20 protein-coding genes are annotated in these 22188 nt (G+C 25.6%); 3 read left to right on the top strand and 17 right to left on the bottom strand.

Going from position 1 to position 22188, the window contains the following annotated elements:
* Positions 1–3: 3 nt before the first annotated feature.
* The 12 genes from IPM32_09190 to IPM32_09135 form a co-directional block, all read right to left on the bottom strand.
* Positions 4–1218 (bottom strand): efflux RND transporter periplasmic adaptor subunit, encoded by a 1215-nt coding sequence (locus tag IPM32_09190; protein ID MBK8945429.1) that lies wholly within the window; start codon positions 1216–1218, stop codon positions 4–6.
* A 55-nt stretch (positions 1219–1273) separates the two neighbouring features.
* Positions 1274–4561, bottom strand: a complete 3288-nt coding sequence (locus tag IPM32_09185) for an efflux RND transporter permease subunit (GenBank protein ID MBK8945428.1) — start codon at positions 4559–4561, stop codon at positions 1274–1276.
* Between the two features lie 390 nt (positions 4562–4951).
* Entirely contained in the window at positions 4952–5539 is a 588-nt protein-coding gene (locus tag IPM32_09180) for a hypothetical protein (protein MBK8945427.1), read from the bottom strand.
* Positions 5540–5542: 3 nt separating this feature from the next.
* Positions 5543–6682, bottom strand: coding sequence for a 6-bladed beta-propeller (locus IPM32_09175; protein ID MBK8945426.1), 1140 nt, complete (start codon positions 6680–6682; stop codon positions 5543–5545).
* A 73-nt stretch (positions 6683–6755) separates the two neighbouring features.
* Entirely contained in the window at positions 6756–7034 is a 279-nt protein-coding gene (locus IPM32_09170; protein MBK8945425.1) for a hypothetical protein, read from the bottom strand.
* Between the two features lie 271 nt (positions 7035–7305).
* Complete coding sequence (locus IPM32_09165) at positions 7306–7584, bottom strand: hypothetical protein (GenBank protein ID MBK8945424.1); 279 nt, start codon at positions 7582–7584, stop codon at positions 7306–7308.
* 94 nt (positions 7585–7678) lie between these two features.
* Entirely contained in the window at positions 7679–9217 is a 1539-nt protein-coding gene (locus tag IPM32_09160; protein MBK8945423.1) for a sulfatase-like hydrolase/transferase, read from the bottom strand.
* A gap of 306 nt (positions 9218–9523) precedes the next feature.
* The gene (locus IPM32_09155; GenBank protein ID MBK8945422.1) at positions 9524–10018 is read right to left on the bottom strand and encodes a methylamine utilization protein; all 495 of its coding nucleotides are present in this window, start codon (positions 10016–10018) and stop codon (positions 9524–9526) included.
* Between the two features lie 536 nt (positions 10019–10554).
* Positions 10555–10962 (bottom strand): hypothetical protein, encoded by a 408-nt coding sequence (locus IPM32_09150; protein MBK8945421.1) that lies wholly within the window; start codon positions 10960–10962, stop codon positions 10555–10557.
* 2 nt (positions 10963–10964) lie between these two features.
* Positions 10965–12089 (bottom strand): 6-bladed beta-propeller, encoded by a 1125-nt coding sequence (locus IPM32_09145; protein MBK8945420.1) that lies wholly within the window; start codon positions 12087–12089, stop codon positions 10965–10967.
* 57 nt (positions 12090–12146) lie between these two features.
* A complete protein-coding gene (locus IPM32_09140) occupies positions 12147–12362 on the bottom strand; it encodes a hypothetical protein (GenBank protein MBK8945419.1) in 216 nt (71 codons plus the stop codon).
* A 636-nt stretch (positions 12363–12998) separates the two neighbouring features.
* Positions 12999–13226 carry a hypothetical protein gene (locus IPM32_09135; protein MBK8945418.1) on the bottom strand — a complete coding sequence of 76 codons (228 nt, stop codon included), beginning with the start codon at positions 13224–13226 and terminating at the stop codon, positions 12999–13001.
* 1332 nt (positions 13227–14558) lie between these two features.
* Here IPM32_09135 and IPM32_09130 point away from each other — a divergent pair.
* On the top strand, positions 14559–14999 hold the full coding sequence (locus tag IPM32_09130; GenBank protein ID MBK8945417.1) for a hypothetical protein: 441 nt from the start codon (positions 14559–14561) through the stop codon (positions 14997–14999).
* A gap of 567 nt (positions 15000–15566) precedes the next feature.
* Here the strand turns inward: IPM32_09130 and IPM32_09125 are convergent.
* Both IPM32_09125 and IPM32_09120 read right to left on the bottom strand, forming a co-directional pair.
* Positions 15567–16244, bottom strand: coding sequence for a response regulator transcription factor (locus IPM32_09125; GenBank protein MBK8945416.1), 678 nt, complete (start codon positions 16242–16244; stop codon positions 15567–15569).
* Positions 16234–17352, bottom strand: a complete 1119-nt coding sequence (locus IPM32_09120; protein MBK8945415.1) for a hypothetical protein — start codon at positions 17350–17352, stop codon at positions 16234–16236. The genes IPM32_09125 and IPM32_09120 overlap by 11 nt, the downstream gene beginning before the upstream one ends.
* Positions 17353–17491: 139 nt before the next feature.
* Here IPM32_09120 and IPM32_09115 point away from each other — a divergent pair, with 139 nt between their 5' ends.
* A complete protein-coding gene (locus IPM32_09115; protein ID MBK8945414.1) occupies positions 17492–17761 on the top strand; it encodes a hypothetical protein in 270 nt (89 codons plus the stop codon).
* A 532-nt stretch (positions 17762–18293) separates the two neighbouring features.
* A complete protein-coding gene (locus tag IPM32_09110) occupies positions 18294–19241 on the top strand; it encodes a tyrosine-type recombinase/integrase (protein MBK8945413.1) in 948 nt (315 codons plus the stop codon).
* A gap of 610 nt (positions 19242–19851) precedes the next feature.
* On the opposite strand, the gene IPM32_09105 is transcribed toward IPM32_09110, so the two are convergent.
* The 3 genes from IPM32_09105 to IPM32_09095 form a co-directional block, all read right to left on the bottom strand.
* Positions 19852–20442, bottom strand: a complete 591-nt coding sequence (locus IPM32_09105; GenBank protein MBK8945412.1) for a hypothetical protein — start codon at positions 20440–20442, stop codon at positions 19852–19854.
* 9 nt (positions 20443–20451) lie between these two features.
* Positions 20452–21867: a hypothetical protein gene (locus IPM32_09100; GenBank protein ID MBK8945411.1), complete on the bottom strand. Its 1416-nt coding sequence runs from the start codon at positions 21865–21867 to the stop codon at positions 20452–20454.
* A 103-nt stretch (positions 21868–21970) separates the two neighbouring features.
* A complete protein-coding gene (locus IPM32_09095; GenBank protein ID MBK8945410.1) occupies positions 21971–22144 on the bottom strand; it encodes a DUF1508 domain-containing protein in 174 nt (57 codons plus the stop codon).
* Positions 22145–22188: the final 44 nt, after the last annotated feature.

The following is a 22188-nucleotide window of genomic DNA, read 5'->3' as shown; positions in this document are numbered from 1 at the left end:
TGACTAATTAATTATTCTAACTTTAGAATCATGAGCTAAATTAAATTGTCCTTCTATGATTAAATTTTCTCCAGCTTCAACTCCATTTAATATTTCAATATATTCATCGTTTTGTTCCCCAATATCAACGTATTTCCATTTAGCCAAACTATCTTCAACCGTAAACACTAAATTTCTTTTATCTCTATTTAACAATGCTTCTTTTGGGATTAAATTTCTTGTGGTTAAAATGTTTGAAGTAATTTTAACATTTACATACATTCCTGGTTTTACCTTATGATCAATATTTTTTAACGAAATAATTACTTTACATGTTCTATTTTCAGTATCTATATAAGGACTTATTCTTTCAACTTTGCCAATAAATTTTTCACTTTGAAAGGCAGGTATTTCAATTTCAGCTTTATTGCCAATCTTAATTTTATTTAATTCACTTTCCAAAACATCTATAGAAATTTGCATTATGCTTGAACTGAATAATTTGAAAAGAGTATTGCCGGCAGTGCTTCTTTGCCCTACTACTAAATCGAAATTGCCTATAACTCCGCTAAATGGAGCTTTAATTTTTGTATATTCCAAATTTAATTTAGCACGATCAATTTGATTAATGGCTGCATTATAACCGCTTTTGTTCAGTATTAATTCTTCTCGTTTGGCTCCCGTAAATATTAGCTTCATTTCAAGGTCTTCTTTTAATTTTAAGTACTCATTTTCAGCTATTTGATTGTTTGTATAATCTTCTTCTAATTTTTTTAATTTTTTTTCAATTTCAATTTGTTTTATATTGCCAACTGTATCAGCTGGTGCATCTTTTATAAGCAATCCATAACTAACTTTTGCTTCAATAATCCTTTCTTCTGCTTCTCTTAAATCAACTTTATACTCTCTATCATCAAAAGAAATTAAAACCTCATTCTTATTAACATATTTCCCTTCATAAATATTTATTTCATTTATAATGCCATTAATATTCGATGTTATATCCAATTCTTTCTCGGCACGAACAATTCCATTTGCAGTAATCGTCTGAACCAAATCACCTTTAAATACTTTAGTTGTTTTAACATTAAAAATTATTTCATCAAGTTTATTATAATCTACATTATAAGAATTTGCCTCTGTTTCTTCGTTTGTTTGATTCGGTATAACTGAATAAACAAATAATGATAAGAGAATTATTGTAACAATGATATAAATAATTTTATTTGAAATTTTCATAAAATACTCACTTCTAAATTCTAAATATTTAATTCTATAATCTTAAAATAAAATATCAGTTTAAAATTCTTTTTTTTGACCATCTTTCCAAATAAGTATATAAAACCGGAATTACTATTAATGTTAAAAAAGTTGCGGAGAAAAGTCCGCCAGCAACAGCCAACGAAAGAGATATTCTTAATTGAGTTCCAGCTCCCACACCTATTATCATTGGAATTAGAGCAAAGATAACTGTCATAGAGTTCATCACTATTGGTCTAAATCTTTCTTTACCAGCTTGCAATATTGCATCATGTATATTTAATCCTTCTTTTCTTTTCCTTATAATAAATTCTACTTTTACAACCGCATCATTATCAGCAATACCAACTAAAATAATTAATCCCATAATTGATATTATACTTATACTTTCACCTAAAATATATAAAGATAAAATACCACCAATCAATCCCAAAGGGACTGCAATAATTATTATAAAAGGAAATAAAAAAGATTCAAATTCCATTGTTAGAACCATATACATTAAAAATATTGATATTAATAATGCAATAAACAGTTGGGAAAATGAACTATGCAGTTCTTCATTTGCACCGCCAATAATAATTGTTTGATCTTTTATTTTAGGTAATTTACCAATTTGTTTTTGAAGTTTATCCACTGCATCATCAACACTAATATTATTAATATCTGCATAAATAAAGATTGTTCGGCTTTGATCTTCTCTTCGAATTTGACTAAAACTGTTCTTTAAATTTACATCAACTAATTCTTTAATCTGTATACTTGTATTACCTTTAATTATATATTGACTTAAGATTTTACTGATATCATCACGAGCTTTACTTTTTGTTTTTATATTTATTGCAATCTTTTTATCAAAATCAGAAAATAAAGTTGCTTCATTACCCTTAACTAAATAACAAATTCTATTTGATACTTCATCTGTTGTTAAGCCATATACATTACACCTTTTCTCATCAATTGTTAAATTATATTCAGAAATTCCTTTATTATCCCCCATTCTTATATTTGTTACTCCCTCAATTTTATTATTGTTTAAAGATTCAGTCAATTCATTGGCAGTTGAATAAGCTATATCTAAGTCTTTATTTTTTATTTTTATTTCAATATCATATTCTGAAGGTTGAATAATTTCAGAATAAGTTGTTTTTATATGTTTAAAAGAATATTTAGTGATACCTATATTCTTAAATACTTGCTTTAGTATTGAAATAACTTTATAAAAACTTTTATACGAATCAAGCTTAACAATCAGATTTGATTTGTTGACAGATTGTTGTTCTTTGTTAATAAAATCAAATTCATTTACACGTCCTATATTTGAGACAATATTCTTCACTTGAGGAATATTTAATATTTTTTCTTCTATTTCCGATGTTAAATATGCATTGCCTTTTAACGAAGTACCTTTTGGATAAATTAATTCAACAATAAATTCATCTTGTTCATATGCGGGAATAAATTCTTTTTTTATATCAATTCCTGCCAATATTGTTATGAAAAGTAAAAAAGCAGTTATTGAGAGAACTAATTTTTTGTTATTTAGTGACCACTCAAGGAGTATTTCATATTTAACTATTAATTTATCAAGCCAGCGATTACAAATCTTATAAAATTTATTGAAATAAAAAGATAATCTTTCTGATAAATAAATGAACACATTTAATAAAATTAACTGTATGGTTTTAATTATTAGCTGAAATGGAAATTTTATCCAATATATTATACTTATAAAAATATTTGAACGATTTCCTTTTTCTATTAAAATAAATTCCTTTCTTTGATCTTTATTTAAAGAAAAATATTTCTTCCTTGATGCCAGCATTGGAATTAACGTAAGTGCAACAATTATTGATGAAGTCAACGAAAAGGCTATTGCATAAGATTGATCCTTAAATAATTCACCGGCAATTCCCTTAACAAATATCAATGGTAAGAATACTGCAATAGTTGTAAGTGTTGCGGCTACTATCGGCATTGAAACTTCACTCGAACCTTTAAGAGCGGCTTGGTGAATTGATAATCCCTCTTCTCTATACCTAACAACATTTTCAATAACAATTATTGCGTTGTCCAAAAGCATACCGACACCGACGGCAATACCGCCAAGTGAAATAATATTGAAATTTATTTGAAATAAATACATAAGTAATATTGTTAGAACAAGTGAAGCAGGAATTGTTATGCCAATAATAAATACGTTGCGTAAATTTCCGAGAAAAAAGAATAAAACAAATACTGCAAGAATACCCCCATATAGAATTTCTTGTTTTACGTTAGCAATTGCATTCTCAATAAAACCAGACTGATCAGAAACTACAATTAATTTAAATTCTGGATATTCTTTCTCTAATGTTTTTATTGTTTCTTTTATTGTTTTGGAAATTGAAACTGTGTTTGAACCAGATTCTTTATAAATAAGTAATCCAACTGTTTCAGAGCCATCCAATCTCGTTAAACCATCTCGTTCTTTAAAGTTATCTTTCACATCGGCAATATCACTTAATAATATTGCTCTATTATTTTTGTAACTAATGAGGGTTTTCTTTATTTCATTTATATTGTCATATTCACCCAATGTTCTTAAAGAATATCTAAATAATCCATTCATTATTGAACCGGCAGGCATATTTATATTTGCGGATTTTAATGCTGATTCAATATCGTTGAATGAAATATTGTAGGAAGTTAATTTCTGTGGATTAACCTCAACTAAAATTTCCCTTTCCAAACCACCTGTAACGATTGTTTGAGCAACTCCTTCTAATTGTTCAAATCTTCTTCTAAATATAACTCTTGCTGCCTCTTTTAAGTCAATTAATCGTTTTATATCATATTCCGGTGAATCATGATCAACATACCGTATTGCTGATTCAGACACATGGCTTCCATTTTTACTCGCTTTCCATCTATCTTCTTTTAATTTAAGTCTATACGTCAATGCTAAACTAAGAACCGGTTCAGAAGATGGGTCAGCTCTTATAATTGTTGGTCTACCAGTATCCTTGGGCAAAGCAAATCTGATATTGTCAAGTTTTTCTCTTAGGGAAAGCACAGCCATATCCATATTTGTTCCCCAAAGAAAATCAATTGAAATAACCGATATGCTTTCTTTTGATATTGAATTTATTTTCTTAACGCCTGTTACTGTTCCAATTGCTGATTCCAAAGGTTCGGTAACAAGTTTTTCTATTTCTTCTGGTGTAGAGTTCTGATATGTTGTGTGAACAACCAAATGAGGTAGAGTAAGGTTTGGAAGAAGATCAATACCCAATTTTGAAAAAGAATAAATACCCACGAATGCTATACCAATGAATAGCATAGTTATTGTTACTGGACGGGATATGGATGTTTTAACAATAGCCAAATTTGAATTTAAATAATTATGTAATTATATAAATTAGATATTATTATTATTATAAATTATTTTTTTTATTCTTTTATTTTCTAAATTCTCTTTCTAGAAATTCAGTATTAAGTTTTTCAAATCTATTTGTAAGTAATATGTAACGCCAATTAAAATATGCGACTAATTTTTAATAATTTGGCAATCATAGTTTTTACTATGTATAAAACATTATTAGCAACACAGGTAAATCATATTTTTAAATGTAATTTGCTGTCATTAAGGTATAAGAAAAATTAATAAATACTAATCGATTTATTTAAAATACTTTTTATTAAATTTTGATAAAATGATAATAAATGTCAACTATCCATGTATTTTTTTAAGAAAAAAATCAAAATAAATTTCTGAAAACTCATCATCTAACGGAATGGGAATAAAACTTGATTGAATAATTTTACTTTTTACATAAATTATTTGAGGGTAGTCATTACTAACAGATATTTCACTAAACGTTGTATCATCAACCCAATAAATAGGAAAATTTAACTTTAATTTTTTTTTTTGAATGGCAGTCATATTTTTTTTTGCTTGTGTAGTAATCCCAATTATTTCAATTCCATAAGTTTTTAATTTTTTTTGCAATGAATTTAGTCTTAAAAGTTCTTTTTCTTGGCAATTATTACATCTAAACTCAGAAAGCAAAATAGCAATACTTTTATTAAGAAATAGATCCGTCTTTTTTCCCATGTTTAAAACGTTTTTACCAACAACTTTATCAATTCTTCCTGTTGCATGAATATTTATAAGTGAAGATATCCTGAATTTGTTTTTTTCCTCATACTTTAATATTTCTTTTTCTGAACGGTTTTTAGAAATACGCCATAAATTAAATAATGTTAGCGAAACTAATAATAATAACCAAAATCCATATTTATAAATTTTCGTTTTCATAATCTACTCATCTATAATTATATATTCTAAAACTTCAAGTTCTGTGTTTCCTTTAATAACATATAATTCTTTATCCGTAAAGTATGTCCCAATAATATCTCCAAATCCTTTCAGAATGATTGAATTTTTATATTTACATTCTTGTAAAGAATAGATGTCTACAATAAACTCCTCGGAGTTTTCATCTTCCATTTCAAGTAAAATATATAGATTGTCTTTGTAAACATTAGTACATCTAAATAGTAGTTCTTCTCGACGCGGGAATCTAATAATTGGTGAATCCATATCTTTATTCTTGCTCTCAATTCTTTCATAACCAGGAGTTTTAGACTTATTTAGTTGTTTAAAGACTTTTGAAATTTTTCCGGTTTCATTATAAATAATAATATAACCCAGAACTCGAGCAATGTAAACAATTTGGTTTTTATTATAATTATGTATATCACCTAAGAGTAAAGGTAGCATTCCAAAATTTTCTCCTCCAAATGTTTTTTTACTTAAAATATTTTGATATTCGAATAATTCTCTATTTTTAAAATTAACTTTTACAATTGGTGATGTGGTAATTGGATCAAATAATTGAAAGATAATTATTTCTTCTGATGAAAAGAAACACAATCTATTTGGGCTATTTTTATCTTTAACTTCAAACATTTTATCATTATCAAATACAGTAAATTTAAAGTCATTAGGACTAACAATAGCAACCTTACCATCTTGTGTTACGTCAAAATAAAAGGCATTATCAAATTCTCCTGGACCTTTTCCTTTCCTACCATATTTTGTAATGAAGTTTCCGGATTTATCAAATTTTGAAACCGAGCAATCTAGATTGTCTACGATATAAATGTTTTTTTTCTCATCAATTCTTACATTTGAAGGATAAAGAAATAAATTTGTGTCTATTCCACCAATTTCTAATTTAGAATTCAAATTTATTTCTGATATTTTTCTTTGTGAATCATCATCATCTACCTTATTAAAAGTAAATACTAATTCCTTTTTTGTCTTTCCGAATTGTATAGGTCTAGTTTCATTATTCTCCATACCAACTTTTTTACTATTTGAATTTTCCGTACAAGTATTTAATAAAATTGGTATAATAACAATAAAGTAAAATATATCTTGTCTTAATTTTCTCATTAAACTTTTTCCTCCTAAAGTAATATTTGGTTAATATATTTAAATATACTAACCAAATTCACATTCTAAAATATTATATAGGACGGCCAATGCAGTAACCATTAAACAAGAGATAAGTACATATTTCATTAGGAGCAGGCGTACAAATATCTCGACATAATTCTGTCGATGTTGCTGCTGCAGCTGGTGAAAATAATTCAATATTATAGCCAAGTAAATTTAAATCACCTTTCATGATTTCTTCATCACTTAATAATGCAACCTTAATATTAGTAAACATAAATGTTACAAAAAGTAAAATTCCCATAATTCTACCAACATGTTTAAACCTTTTTTTAATTTGTAAAGACATATTATTATCTCCTATTTTTGATAATGATGTTTATTTGCTTTGCCAATCAGGCTTTATTAATTTATACTTAATCTAATTTAGTAACATTTTTAAATTTTAAATTATTAATTAAAATTGAAGTTTCATCAACATTAGGAACATTTATATTAAACAATTTGAATTTTTCATTTAGGTCTTCAAGAAAGTTATATACAATTATTTCCAGTTTCTCATTCTCTTTCCCTCATTCAAAAAATTAAGGCTAGTATTTAAATATACTAGCCTTTCTTCCTTATCTAAAATTACCAAAACACCAGCCAACTGAAATAAGATAAGTACAAATTTGGTTAGGCTGTGAAGTACAAATATCACCACATGAGGCTGATGTTGTTTCTGCTGCAGCTGGTGAAAATAATTCAATATTATAGCCAAGTAAATTTAAATCACCTTTCATGATTTCTTCATCACTTAATAATGCAACCTTAATATTAGTTAACATAATTGTTGCAAACAGTAAAATTCCTATAATTCTACCAACATTTTTAAACCTTTTTTTAGTTTGTACAGACATATTATTGTCTCCTATTTTAGTTTATGTTATTTTATGCTCGGCCAAGCAATTTTTATAAAATTTATATTTAATCTAATTTAATCCGATTTTCTAATTATAAGTTATTTATCAAAGTTGTATTTTCATCAACAATAGGTATCTTTTTATTAAACAAATTAAATTTTTCTTTTGGGTCTTTAAGAAAATTATATACTCTTATTTCTAATTTCTCATTGAATTTCTTATAAATATATTTCAATGAATCTGTAATTAAACAATAACTTTTATCGAATCTTAAATAATTTATATTATTATAGTTTGTGATAAAGATTTCTCTTTTTTTATCCATCCGGTGTAAAAGAGATTTCCCATAATTTTTTTCATCTATCTCTTTAACAACTGGTATATTAAGTAGGTCTAAAATAGTTGGTAGTATATCAATATTTGATACATTATTATTACTATTTTTTTGTAATATTTTTTTCTCATTTTCGTTTAGTAAATTGTTGGGAATATAAAGCCATAATGGTATTCCAATCGTTTCTTCAAAATAACTAGTAAGATGACCGTTGATATTTCTGCCACCAAATGCTTCTCCATGGTCTGAAGTAAATGCAATTACTGTTTTATCAATTAATTGATTTTTTTCCAGATAATTCCACAATTTGTTTAACGATAAATCTTGCTCATATATAGAATTAAAATAATCTGTTTCTCTTGAATTCCGTGTAAACTTTCTATTTTCTGCCTTGTACCAATATGGTGCATGGGGGCCAAACAAGTGAAGAACACCACAAAATTGTTTTTTCAATTTATATAATGAATCAATATGATTAATTGTTTTGGTAATAAAAATGTTATCATCTCCAATTCCAAGAGGATGATTAATTTGGTCATTCTTTTCATCGTTAAATTCACATTCTGTATAATAATAATCTAAATTTTCACTTTGTAGCATATAGTTTTTCCATCCTCCCCACGTAAAACAATGGGAAGAAATTAAAAATGTTTCCAGCGATATAGATTTTGCGTAATCCCAAAAAAGTGGAGTAGCGAGCCATAGGTTTTTATCTGCAAATGGCGATAATCCGTTTAGAATTGATGGCACTGATAGGAAAGTAAGTGTTGCATTTGTACGTGCCCAATTGAACTGATAAAAATCATTTTTATGTCTATCCTTAAATTCAAATAAATTAGGCGTTGTTTTTAATGTATCATTAAATATTTGCACAGCAGAACGCCTAACACTTTCATTAATAATCAAAATAACATTAAAATCCGCAGTTTTATCGAGTTTAGGAATTTTTATATTCCCGGTTTTTACTAAGGTTTTTGTTTTCTTTTCTTCATTACTTATTAAAATGAAATCCAAGCCTGCGGTTATAGTCTGAGAAGCTGGTAAACCACATTGGTCAAATTTTTGAGTAATGCTAAGTATTGAAACTAAAGTAAATAAACTAATTCCGAAATTTACTAACCAATTTTTTCTATCAAGATATATTTTGGGAGCATTGTTAATGAAAAGAAAAAAGAACAAACTTATTCCAATAATTGTTAATAAAATTTCCCAATTTTCAATATAATTTTTTACAAGTGACCATGTCGAAAGTGGTTCGTTAATAACATATTTGATAATTCCTTTATTAGGCATCATTCCAAAATAGAAATAAACTCCATATGATATTAAAGTTAGGAGAATAAGCAGAATAAGTAATATAATTACACAAAAAAAGAAAATATAATTTGGATGTTTATATTTATTATAACTTAATTTTGTTAGTGTTTTGATTAACTCATTAAGGAATAAAACACTATTTAAGTAAATTAACCATTCAATAAAATTATAATTATTTATTACATTAAATCTTATTACGATATCAATAAGAAATAAAAATAATACAAAGTAAAATGGGCTTATTGAATGTAAATGAATTAGTATTGATTTTATAGTCAACATTTTTTATTTAATTAATTCAGTAACTAACTTTCTATTTAATTTATTTAGACTTTTTTGTTTAATATATAATATTATTGAAAAAATAAAAAAAATGATGTTTCTTATAATCATACCCCAACCAAACTCACTTTTAATTACATTTCCAAAGCATCCACAATCGCCATCAGTTCCAATTACTGTTACATATATACTGAATGCAACAAAAGATAAAAATAATATTGATACTATAAGTAAAGTTGTTTTAATCTTTATCTTAAATAAAAGTAATAACCCAAGAATAATTTCAAATATTGGCAATAGTAGTGTAACGATTAAATTTAGATCTTCTGAGAAAGAAAAAAGTTCAAGAGTTTCTAATAAAGGTAAAGGATTAATGATTTTTGATAATCCACTAAATAGTAAAATTATGACAATGCAATAATAAGTTATGTTGAATAAAGTTAATGAATAGTCAATTTTTTTTACATTATTTAAAAAATTATTTTCAGCAATTTCCATTGTTTCTCTTATATAATTTTCTAAGTATAAAATCTTACTGTGTGAATTTACTTATTTAATTATTTAATAATCAAGACTCAATATGGAGTGTAAATTTGTAACATGGAACTTAAACATAGAATTAGGATATTTAATTTTGTTCTAGTAAATATAATATTAACTATAAATGTATTTTATTAAATAGTTTATTTTTAATAATATTAGTTTAATTTTTTTATATTTTCTTTAATATATTCATTTATATATCTCAATTAATGCATTTTTATTATGATTTAGATACAAATTATTCTAATCTATACACTATTTATTGTATTTAATTACATCACTTGATACATTAAAATGTTTTTCTAAAGCAGGAATTCTTTTTTTTCAAATAAGTCGAATATTGTTGGGCAATTATAAAGAAATTATAAATACTAACAATAGTGCTAATATTTATTATAAAATGAAATAATAAGTAGGTTAATAGAAGTATTATTACTTTTTTATACTTAATAATCGATGTTAAAATAATTTATAAAGCAAAAGAATAAATATTACTTGTTATTCATTTTTTGCAAATAAATTGTGATTAGAACAATTAATATTATATTGCGCATAATAGTTAATAATATCGAATTTTCAGGTAATAGAGATCCAAAACAACCACAATAAGGAATCTTTATCTCAAATAATGATACACAAACCAAAAAGAATGAAAAAATAAGAATTAATCCAAGTGCAAAAATCCAATTTTTTTTTTTATTAAATATCAAGATTTGAAAAGATAATAATAGTTCTAAAATTGATAAAATCATTATAAAATATTTTGTTATTAAATTATTATAAGGGAAATTGAACGAAATATTAATTAGCTTTTCAGCGCCTTCTGAATTTAATAATTTTGTTGTTCCAGAAAGAAAAAAAACAAGAAATATAAAAATCCTAATGAATATTGTAAACATTGTCACATTTTTAATTTTATTTTTAGAATTTTAGGGTATTTTGATCTATCTATTAAATAGAAATTATCTTCATTATCTTTCCATACAATTTCTTTATCAAAGAAAACAGCTTTATTTTGATCATAATTTTTAAATTCCAAATAGTTATATTCAATTAAGTTATATTTATTATTATAATGTTCAAATCCTAAATACTTTCGACCTTTATTAAGAACATTAGTAAAGTGTAAAATATGTCCATTTTTTAACTTGAAAAAACCAAAACTTTCATTAAAAATATTTGCAATTATTTTCTCACCTTCATATTGTGTCACTAACTCATAAATTAACTCTCCATCATCATTATATACATTACTATTTGAACTTACTCTTTCATATGCAAATGGTTTTCCTACAAAACCTTTAATTCTTGACTTCACTATCCATCCTGATGATTCCTCTTGTAATATATATATAATTCCATCATAAAAGTGCTTTGCTAAAATAATAGTATTATTATTATAAAATACAGAGCTGTTTTTAAATGCTAATGACATTATTTCATCCACAAGCTTGTCATCACTTTCATTAAATATTTTATTGGGAAATTTAATTTTTGATTTAGAAAAGTTTTTATTAAATAAATGAAAACTGCCATTAATATTTGGTAATTTAAAACCTAATAAGTAATGTTTATTATTTTCAATAATACTTCTTGGCCATAAAATATCATCAAATTTGAATGTGATCTGTTTAATAAATACCCCATTAATTTTAAAGAAATTTATTTTGGCATTAAAATTATCAAAAACAATTATTTCGTCATCTGAATTTATAAACATTAACGTAATATCTAAAAATTCTCCTGGACCTCTACCGCGTCTTCCAATTCTCCTTAGAAAATTTCCATTTGGGTCAAAAACTCTTATTGTTAGTTCAGATCGTTCAGCAACATAAATATTATTTTCCTTATCTGTTAAGACAAATTTCGGATCATTAAACAAATACTCTACATCCCCTAAAACATCCTTGCCAATCGTCAGTAAAGTTTCATAATTAACTTTTTTTTCGTTTTGTAAATAAATAATTGAATTTATAAATAATTGAATAAAAATCAATGTTACAACAAAATTATTTTTTATTTTCATAAGGCTCCTATATAAAAAAGAAAGCATCAATAGATGCTTTCTTACTATAAGTATTAACTAACTTCCACAAGATGATCCGTAAAAACCACAAGATTCATTCCCAGTTGTACACCCACTCCAGCCACTTCCACTAGCTTGCAAACACTTATTATTATCACAAAAATAACAAGCGGCTTGTCTTAAAGCGAAAGTCTGAGTTATGAATGTAAAAAGGAATAAAACAAATCCTAAAACTAACGCAATGTTTAAACTTCTCTTTTTGATTTTTTCCATATTAACTCCTTATTTTATTTATTTGAATTAAGAGTCCATATTTTATTTTGGACCCATTTGAGAAATTCATTTTTTTTTGATGTTGAACTAATAATACTATTAGGTAAAAATCTTTTACAAAATATTTGATTACTTTTTGTATTAATAAATAATATGGAATTACTATTTGAATTTATATTAATATTTTCGGGTAGTCTTGTTATATACATGAAATTATAATTTGAATTAATTATTTTTACTAATCTTTTCGCATCCTCAAATTGACAATTATGTATTACGATATATGGAATTATATTTTTGGTAATTTTTATAAAGTTATAATACTCTGTAATTTCATATATGCAGGGCGAGCAAGTAGTGTATTCCATCAACAAAAGAGCTATATACTGATTTTGTGTATTATTATATGAATCATTTAATTTTATAAATTGATTATCAACTTTAAAATGAGAAATTCTATCGTCAACAAGATCAAACTTTTTGTTTGCATCTTTGTTAAAATAAAATATTATTACATATGTAAATAATATAATGACGACTAGTAATTTCCAATAATTATACATAATTGTATGATTTGTTTTATTTATATATTATAATGTTTTAAATTTATGTATTTAAATTTGTACTTGTCAAGACTCAAAATGGAGTGTAAATTTGTAACATGGAAATGTTCAAAATTAAATTAGCTAATGAAATAATTAATATGTTTTTCCTAACAAATTCGATTGGAGTTATTTTTAACTTCCGCTTAAATGCAGAATAAAAGGTTTTTTTATTATTATAACCTGACTTTTTACATACCTCAATGATTTTTAATCCATTTAAGAGAAGTTCTTTTGATTTTTGAATTCTAAAGAATTCAATATATTCATGTGGGGAACAGTCTTATTCAAATTGACACGTTAGATATAAGTAATTTCTACAAATCCCTAATAATTCTGCTAATTTATTCACATCAAAATTAGGATCAGTAAAATTATTTTCTACAGTTGATTTTATTTTAGCTTTCAAAAGTACCTCAAAATTAAATTACTAAAATAGCATTTACTTAATTTTTATATTTAAAATGTATTAAACAGTTTTTAATATTAAATATATTAATATCTTATATTATTTATTTAATATTACTAATATTTTTAATTAGTATAAAATCAAAATTAGTTGTAATTTATTTCTAACCGAGACTCCAAATTAATGTAATGTCACTTTATGTTGTTTGATATTTAATTCGATTTTTATTGATATTCTTAAGTAAATGTAGTTTTTTTGTAATTATTGATTCTTCTCATTTTGTTTCCAATTTCCAAAGTAGCTACTGCAATCCAACTAAATTTCATTTCTGAATTTGTATTTCGTTTTACTTTACTTATATACTTGACTAATTGTGTACATAAACTGATGGATTAATTTCTCAATTTAAGTTTGTTGTTATAATTGAAAGTCAAGTTCTTCAACCAATACAAATCTTGCATAGCTAATATTTCTTTCGATCCTTCTTCAACTAAGTATATTGAATACTTACTATTCTTCCGGTCTGATGATAATGCATAAAGTTTGCCCAATCAAAACTTTTTTCTTCATTATCGGCACTTAAATATGTAAGATATGGTATATAGGGACATATACTACTTAATGTAAAAAAATTATGAAATTCTCGAATAATTTTGCAAATTCTGAATTACCTAAAAAGGTTTTTTTTCGCTTCAAAGGCTACTGCCATATGGGTAAACGCACCAGCCATAATTCCTCCAATATTAAGTTTCTTTTATATCTTCATTCCTATCTAATAAATTTGATTATAAAATAAACTAAATGACACTTTAATGAATCAGTAGTACTACGGAAAAAGTTATTTTTTCGTATTTAATTTTTTCATTTTACCTTTTAGAATACACAAAATTAAAAATCTTTCATTTTTAATCTATTTTCAAACCTTTTGAGTAATATTAGAATCAAAATATTTTTCTTAATTATTAAAATTTTAGCCTTTAATTAAAATTTTATCAGTAGTACTACTTAGTTTTATTCATTTCAAAAAAAAAATATTACGAAAAAATTATTTTTTTTTAATTAAAACAGTTAACAATTATATCATTTCTGCTTAAGCTGATAATATCAGTAGTACTACTGATGTTATTAAACTCCATCAAAGATAGATTTACGAAGTTTTTAACAATCTATTAATAGGAGTCTTCAATGTTCAACAAAAATATCTCATTCATTATATTTTTTTGCATATTTACATTATCAAATAATTTAACATTTGGCCAAGAGATTGGTAAAATATTCCCTTTAGATGAAGCAAATGCTAATTTTGGTAAAGTGCTTGAAAGTAAATCAGTTTCAAGTTCAATTTTAAAAGAATGGTTGAATTCTACAAGTGATAAAGTTATGTTTAAATTAGAGAAAGATAATTTGGTTGTTTTAGGCGATCAAAGAAATTTACTTTTTTCAAATTTAAATTATAATGAATCTAATGAAATCTTTCATATGTATAGTAAAAGTAAAGTGATTGAGCTTCTAACTATGGGAGGCAGCACACAAACTTATTTTGAAAACAGAGAAAATGTTTTTTCCATTTCAAATGGTGAATTTACACTGGAATTATCATTCCCGTGTCCACCAAGTTGTCCTTAAATGAAATTTTTTGAAATTTTACAATACTTATCATTAATTACAATTTTAATTGCTGCTTTTAAATATCGATCAAGTTCATTAAGTATATTCTTTGGATTATTGGCATTAAATGATATAATTGGATTTGTTCTCTGGACATTTTTCTCAATTTCTGGGCAATCCAGTTGGATACCTATCTTTTATTTAATATTGTTTTCCACAAATAAATCTTTCATTAAAAAATGGAAGATTTATATTTTATTTGGTTTAATTTTAATCTTATTATTAAATCAATACTCAACAGTAAAAATACAACAGTATTTTGTTTTAATGATAAATGTGATTATCATGTTCTTATTTCTGAGGTTACTAATTACAGAATTTGTTCAAAAAGATGAATTTAGAATCTTATATTTAATTTTAACCTTATATCAATTGTTAATTATTTTTAATCTTATGCAATTTATTAGGGATTTAAAAATTGGATTGGATATTTATTTTGCTGGAATTATTGGAATAATTCTGATACATATTTTTTTAATAGTTTTAAAAGAGGATGCATTTATCAATATTAAAAAAATATATAAATCATAAATTTTCGGTATTTTGCTCTCTAACATAATCACGCGCAAAAACAATCAATCCGGGTAAGGATTTTAATTGTAACTTTGCCATAATATTCATTCTATGTGAATCAACTGTTCGGATTGATATTTTTAATTTTTCAGCGATTGCTTTACTTGAGTAATTTTCACCAACTAAAATTAGTACTTCTTTTTCCTTTTTTGTTAATGCATCTGTGTTTTCTTTAGATTTTTTCTTACTAAGTAAGTTAAACCTATTCATTATAGCATCTAATTCTTTCTGTGTTTTTCCTAAAAAATATTTTTCTCCCTTCATTACTGTTTTAATGGCTAAAATCAATTCTGACTTCATGCAATTTTTACTTAATAATCCATTACCGCCGGATTGAATAACGGCATAAATATAATCATCACTCGTATGTTGTGAGAGAAACAAAACTTTAATATCCTTATTCCCATTTGTAATTGATTTTACTGCATCGGGTCCACTTTTTCCGGGCATCGAAATATCTGCTAAAAGAATATTCGGCTTTTTCTCATTGTACTGAGCAATCAAAGAAAATCCATCTTCAGCTTCTCCTACCACAATAATATCATTTTGTTTCTCTAAAAGTGTGATAATACCTTCTCTAAATAAATTGTGATCATCTGCAATAAATACTCTTATCATTTTATTTTTCATTGAAATTGAACTCCAAGTTTATAGATGTTCCCATGTTAATTATTGAGTCTATTTCGAATGTTCCGCCAACTGATTCTGCTCTTTCTTTCATGTTAAGTAGTCCTAAGGAAGGTGATTTTTTTTCATAATTTGTTTCTAAATCAAATCCATTTCCATTATCGGAAATTGATATTTGTAGTAACTTATTCAGAAAATAAAAATCAATATTAAATTCTGTACAACATGAATGTTTCTCTATATTGGTAAATGCTTCCTGGCAAATTCTATATATTTGTACTTCTATATCCTGATACTCAATTCGAAATTCAGTATTATAATTAACATAACCCTGAATATCTGTTTTAGTATTTATTTTGTCGACTAATGATTGAATAGCATGTAATAGACCAAATTCATTCAATATTGGAGGTTTTAATTCATGTGATATATCCCTTACTTCCAGAGCTAGTTCATCTAATGAATTAAATAATCCTTTGAAGGCATTTTTGTCCTTAACTATTTGCTCTTTTTCAATAATGTTTTGTAAATCAATTTTCAAAAGTGAAATACTATGCCCAACACTATCATGCAATTCTCCTCCTATTTTCTTCTTTTCCTCTTCATTTACCGTATCTACTTTAGTTCTTAGCATTTTTAAATTTTCTTGATAATTCTTGATTTTTTCTTCATAACTTTTCCTTTGAGTTATATCATGTAAATAAATATGCTTAAATTCCAATTCTTCAATTTCTTTTATAGTTGATGAATAATAATTATCATTAATTTTTACAATATGCTTTCTTTGATCATTTAAATTCTCTTTCAATTCATCTAATATATTCTTTATTGAATGATTTTCATTTTCAAAAATAATTTTAGCTGCATTATTCATATCAATTACATTCCATGAATTATTAATTCTTATTATTGGATCTGGATCAACTTCAGAATATAATGCAGTTAGTTTTGCATTCTCCAATTCTAATTTCCTTTTTCTAACAGCAAGAGGATGTATAAATTCTCGTTTTATTAATAATACCAAAATCAAAACGACAATCAGAAAAATTAGTGCATATAGCGCTGGATTTTCTAAGCTTAAAAATATGTCGAATATATGTTTTGGTTCCATTTTTATTCTAGTGAATATCTCATTTATTAAATATTATTTTATATAAAAATATAAAAATAATTTTTTTATTAAATCAGTAGTACTACTGATTCACTACTTATCATTTTATTGTATATTACTAGCAAAATTGAACATCACAATGCTAGAGCGAGAAATTATTAAAATCGAGAGAAATCAATTAGGTGATATTGTAGCCCTTAGAAATCAATTTATGGGTTGGTCACCGGTTGCTGCTGATTATGCTATTAAGCATATAGAAGGCGGATTATATAAATACTTTGTAAGTATTCCAAATGTTGGTAAAATTTATTTAACAGTTATAGATGAAAATAATAAAAAAGTTATAAGAACAGACCCATCCGTTACTTCAAGGGACTTACTAGAGGTTTTACCTTCTTATGCCAGTTAGAATATCACTTTTAATCTAGATTGACATGCCCCTTAAAAAGTGATCCAAATATTATTCAAGGATCAAAATTCATTGTATTTGTATGTAAAAATTCTACTTGAACCATAATATCCATGGGGATAAGTGTAGTTAAATTAAAATCAAAATTATGAAAGATTCTAAATAGTTAATTTTGCAAAAGGTTAATTCTCTTATTTCTTTTTCAGTTGATTTAAGCTAATTTATATCACAATTTAAATTCCTTAATTTAAAAAGTATATTTCCGCGGGAATACTTATCTCCTGAATTCAGTTTCATAGTGATTGCTTTTTGCCCTTTTTCCATAATTAATATTACTTCCGTAAGATAACGAATTATTTTACGAATATAATTTCTTAACAATTGGTGCTTGAATAATGGGAAGTTCAGTTTTAATGAATTAAGATATTGCTAATAATAACCGATTATAAATTTTACAATTATAAGCTTATAATAATAATCAATACCAAATTAAACACTTTGCATAATTACAATTCAAATTTCCTAAAAACTTATGATTAAAATCAACAAAGCCATAAATGATTTCATAAATCATTGTATCTACGAAAAAAACTTAAGTCCTAAAACCATAAAGTCATATAAAATTGATTTAAGTCAACTATTTAATTTCTTAATTAATAATGATTACTCTGTTGATATCTCTGAAATAACAAAACATGAACTTAGAGAATATCTTATTTCTATTTCCGCGTTAAGGCCGAAATCAGTGAAAAGAAAAATTGCTGTGCTTAAGGCAATGTTCAATTATCTTGAATTTGAAGATGCAATAGTAATAAATCCATTTAGAAAAATGAGAATCAAAATACGTGAACCAAAAGTACTTCCTAAAGCCATGAATAAGACTGAAGTTTATAGTATTTTTAAGACCGCATACAAGCAAATATCTTCAGAATGTAGTCAAACAGCATATTCTTATGCAGAAAAACTAAGAAATATTGTTGTAATAGAGTTGTTATTTGCTACTGGTGCGAGGGTATCGGAAATTGCTGATCTTAAAAAAGAGAATGTAAATATTTATTCCGGATTGATTAAAATTAAAGGGAAGGGAAACAAGGAAAGAATCATAAATATTTGTAATAAAGAAACATTTAAAATATTACAAGATTACTACAAATTATTTATAAAAAAAATCGAAGGTTGTGGTGGATATTTTTTAATTAATAGATTAGGTAAAAAGTTATCTGACCAATCTGTAAGAACCATAGTTCGCAACCTTGCATTAAATTCATCTTTTCAAAAAAAAATTACTCCCCATATGTTTAGACATACTTTTGCAACATTGCTACTCGAAAAAGATGTTGATATAAAATATATCCAATCAATGTTAGGACATAGTTCCATTCTGACAACGCAAATTTATACTCAAGTAAATAACACAAAACAAAAACAAATCCTAAAATTAAAACACCCGCGTAAAGAACTCATTATGCTTGAATCTTAGTTTTCCTCAACAAAGGATAACTAAAGGTTAACTGTTATTTCTTAATAATATTCAATGAATAATAACCTATCATATATATTTCTTGAAATAGCAATCTTTATTACAATCGCTATAATTGCACAGAATTTTATTCAGTTCAGAGAGTTTTTGAATAAGCAATTAATTTTAAAATTTATTGCTTTGATTATTTTCTGGTTTATTATTGATCAAATTGCGATACATCTAAATCTTTGGTCATTTCCTATAGGTAAAACGTTAAATTTCAGATTTTTTAATTTACCTTTAGAAGAATACATATTGTTCTTACTTCATTCAATCGTATGCTATATGCTCATTCAAATATTTAGAAATGAGTAACTATTTTCTATTTAACATATCATTAACAATTTTTACACTTGTGTTTCTTATAATTAAAGTGAAGTCAATTAAATGTCTGAAAGTAACTTTAAACGTATCTCTTATAATTATACTAATTGGATACCCTTGGGATTATTTCGCAATTAAGATAGGCGCTTGGTCATATCCAAATGATCCTGGGCTTAGATTATTTAGTGTGCCAATAAACGATTTATGGTTTATGTTTTTGTGTTCTATACTAACTACGGCGTTTCTATACAGAGAGAGAATTTACTTCAGAAGCAGGGATTAATAATCCAAACCCAAATATGGAAGCTATAAAAATCCATAGTAAAACGGATTTACTTTCTACTGAAGTAGGGTAAAAATCTTCAATATTTTTCTTTTCTCTTGGTAAAACCACTGTATTAGGCCTCACTCCATTAATAATGACTGCATAAGGACTCATTTCACCTAAAATATTAGAAGAAACTTTTAGGTAATTATTGTCAATAAAAAACTTATTCTTATTTAAATCGAGAGCATCTTTACTTAATGAAGTCCATATCTTATTGGAGTCATTATTTGTGGGAATAGCAAATTCTGACTGAAAATTGTCAACTAAGAATAAAATACCATCTTGTGATTTTATTAAACCATTATTATTAATTGTGGTAATAAGGGGATACGCTATTAATTGATCATTATTTGCACTCAACAAATTTGATATTCCCGTAGTAGGTATCCAATAAAGAAAAATAAAAATTGGTAGTAAGAAATAAGAAAAAAAAGACCATCTTTTAGGAGGACTTAACTCCCGAATTCTTTGTATTATGTTGATTAATGTTTCTAGTGTAATTGACATAAAATACTCTCAGCTATTTTTAATACTTTCATCTTTTTTAGAAAAAAAAAATGAATAACTGACAATAATAATAAAAAGTAAAATCCCATAAGGTACGGTTTCTATTTGATTCACTTGCGGATATTCTATAATATTAGGAATACTTACTAAATAAATAAACCATGAAACTAATCCAATAATTATTACTACAAGTAAGCTTTTTAATGGTAGTTTGCTAAGTAATCCCCTTGTCCCAGTTAAATAACCCCCAATAATTGCATATGCTCCGATTAATAAATTGGGAAGGAAATATAAATTTTTAATACTCAGACCTGGAATGACAATGAACATAAGGTTTATGAGTAAAAAATTAATTCCCATGTATTTTATAAATATTTTTTTATCCTCAACCTGTGATAAAGTACTAGACTTTGTCTCATTGATTGCAAATAAATGAACTGAAGTAATTAGTGAACTGTCAAATGATGACATAAAACTTGAGATTACTCCAACAAGTACAATAGACAGATATAACTGATTCTCATTAATTATCGTTGATATAAGAAATTTTAGACTAGCAACGCTAAGAATATTTCCTGGGTCGTAATAAAATTTTAATGGTAATAGTACAACAAATGGTAATACACCCGCAAGTACTAACATCAGAAATTGATTTTTATGTCTACTTTTTACTGAAATAAAGACTCTCTTCCAGGTATCAGGGCTAGCTATTATAAAAGAAAATCCCATTATGAAGCCCCAAAAAATTTGAAATATATAAACAATAAAAGAATTCGTTATGCCGAGTGACCAGCTTAATGAAAGAATATTTAAGGATTTGAAAGAAAAAACCATAGGTGGGGAAACAATAACGTGAAAAATAATTACAAGACACATCGAAATAATTGCAATAAATTGAACAATATCTGTCCGAAAGACAGTTAGGTATCCACCTGTTAAACTATAAAAATAAACTATCATGCCTAAAAGAACGGAAATTACTGCTGCATAGTTAGAAGAAATTTGAAAACCTATTGATAGGACACCTTTCAATAATAGTAATTCTGAAGTTGCAAAAAGTATTTGTGTGATCGCAATGAGACTAATAAAGATCACATTCGATTTGTCTTTAGTATTAAAATGTTCAAAAAGAAATTTTTGGAATGAATTTTCTTTATACTTTATAGATCGGTACCTGATTAAAGAAAGTCCTAAAATAGTTCCTACAACAAGTCCTAAAACCGCTAATATTCCTACAACAAATAAGATCGCTAAATATGCACCGAACAATGCAGTTAATGAAAAAATTGAACTACCTTGACCTGCGGCAGGAAAAGGTAAATCCTCATCAATATCCAATTTTAGCGATTTCTTTTTATTGGTTACTGAATAATGGGCAAATAAAAGTAACGCAATCAAAAATAAACCTACAAAAGTTGGTAGCATTTAACAGTTAACCTTTAGTTATCCTTTGTTGAAAAATAGTTTATTTACTGAATTCTATCTTGATAATAAAATTCATTATTCAATACTAAAAGCAATTATTAAATCAATCTTCAACAACTACTGCTGTTGGTGCATATTTTTTAATTAAATCAATAGCATGCAAACAATCTAATTTATTATTATAACCTTCTCCGGAAGTTGCAATAATTTTACCATTTGAAGCTCTTAAGTTCCAACGCCATTCTGCTCTGCTATCTTTGTAAACATGAAATTTCATAAATCCTCCAATGATTTTTTTTTAATTTTTATTTCTTCTCTTTC

Source organism: Ignavibacteriota bacterium (assembly GCA_016716225.1).
Classification (GTDB): domain Bacteria; phylum Bacteroidota; class Ignavibacteria; order Ignavibacteriales; family Melioribacteraceae.
Note: the sequence above shows the minus strand (reverse complement) of the source record. Positions and strands in the feature narration are given on the sequence as shown.

Excerpts from the sequence above, each read along its gene's own strand:
- IPM32_09190 (MBK8945429.1), bottom strand. The coding sequence starts at position 1,218 with ATGAAAATTTCAAATAAAATTATTTATATCATTGTTACAATAATTCTC.
- IPM32_09185 (MBK8945428.1), bottom strand. The coding sequence starts at position 4,561 with ATGCTATTCATTGGTATAGCATTCGTGGGTATTTATTCTTTTTCAAAA.
- IPM32_09180 (MBK8945427.1), bottom strand. The coding sequence starts at position 5,539 with ATGAAAACGAAAATTTATAAATATGGATTTTGGTTATTATTATTAGTT.
- IPM32_09175 (MBK8945426.1), bottom strand. The coding sequence starts at position 6,682 with ATGAGAAAATTAAGACAAGATATATTTTACTTTATTGTTATTATACCA.
- IPM32_09170 (MBK8945425.1), bottom strand. The coding sequence starts at position 7,034 with ATGTCTTTACAAATTAAAAAAAGGTTTAAACATGTTGGTAGAATTATG.
- IPM32_09165 (MBK8945424.1), bottom strand. The coding sequence starts at position 7,584 with ATGTCTGTACAAACTAAAAAAAGGTTTAAAAATGTTGGTAGAATTATA.
- IPM32_09160 (MBK8945423.1), bottom strand. The coding sequence starts at position 9,217 with ATGATGCCTAATAAAGGAATTATCAAATATGTTATTAACGAACCACTT.
- IPM32_09155 (MBK8945422.1), bottom strand. The coding sequence starts at position 10,018 with ATGGAAATTGCTGAAAATAATTTTTTAAATAATGTAAAAAAAATTGAC.
- IPM32_09150 (MBK8945421.1), bottom strand. The coding sequence starts at position 10,962 with ATGTTTACAATATTCATTAGGATTTTTATATTTCTTGTTTTTTTTCTT.
- IPM32_09145 (MBK8945420.1), bottom strand. The coding sequence starts at position 12,089 with ATGAAAATAAAAAATAATTTTGTTGTAACATTGATTTTTATTCAATTA.
- IPM32_09140 (MBK8945419.1), bottom strand. The coding sequence starts at position 12,362 with ATGGAAAAAATCAAAAAGAGAAGTTTAAACATTGCGTTAGTTTTAGGA.
- IPM32_09130 (MBK8945417.1), top strand. The coding sequence starts at position 14,559 with ATGTTCAACAAAAATATCTCATTCATTATATTTTTTTGCATATTTACA.
- IPM32_09125 (MBK8945416.1), bottom strand. The coding sequence starts at position 16,244 with ATGAAAAATAAAATGATAAGAGTATTTATTGCAGATGATCACAATTTA.
- IPM32_09120 (MBK8945415.1), bottom strand. The coding sequence starts at position 17,352 with ATGGAACCAAAACATATATTCGACATATTTTTAAGCTTAGAAAATCCA.
- IPM32_09115 (MBK8945414.1), top strand. The coding sequence starts at position 17,492 with ATGCTAGAGCGAGAAATTATTAAAATCGAGAGAAATCAATTAGGTGAT.
- IPM32_09110 (MBK8945413.1), top strand. The coding sequence starts at position 18,294 with ATGATTAAAATCAACAAAGCCATAAATGATTTCATAAATCATTGTATC.
- IPM32_09105 (MBK8945412.1), bottom strand. The coding sequence starts at position 20,442 with ATGTCAATTACACTAGAAACATTAATCAACATAATACAAAGAATTCGG.
- IPM32_09100 (MBK8945411.1), bottom strand. The coding sequence starts at position 21,867 with ATGCTACCAACTTTTGTAGGTTTATTTTTGATTGCGTTACTTTTATTT.
- IPM32_09095 (MBK8945410.1), bottom strand. The coding sequence starts at position 22,144 with ATGAAATTTCATGTTTACAAAGATAGCAGAGCAGAATGGCGTTGGAAC.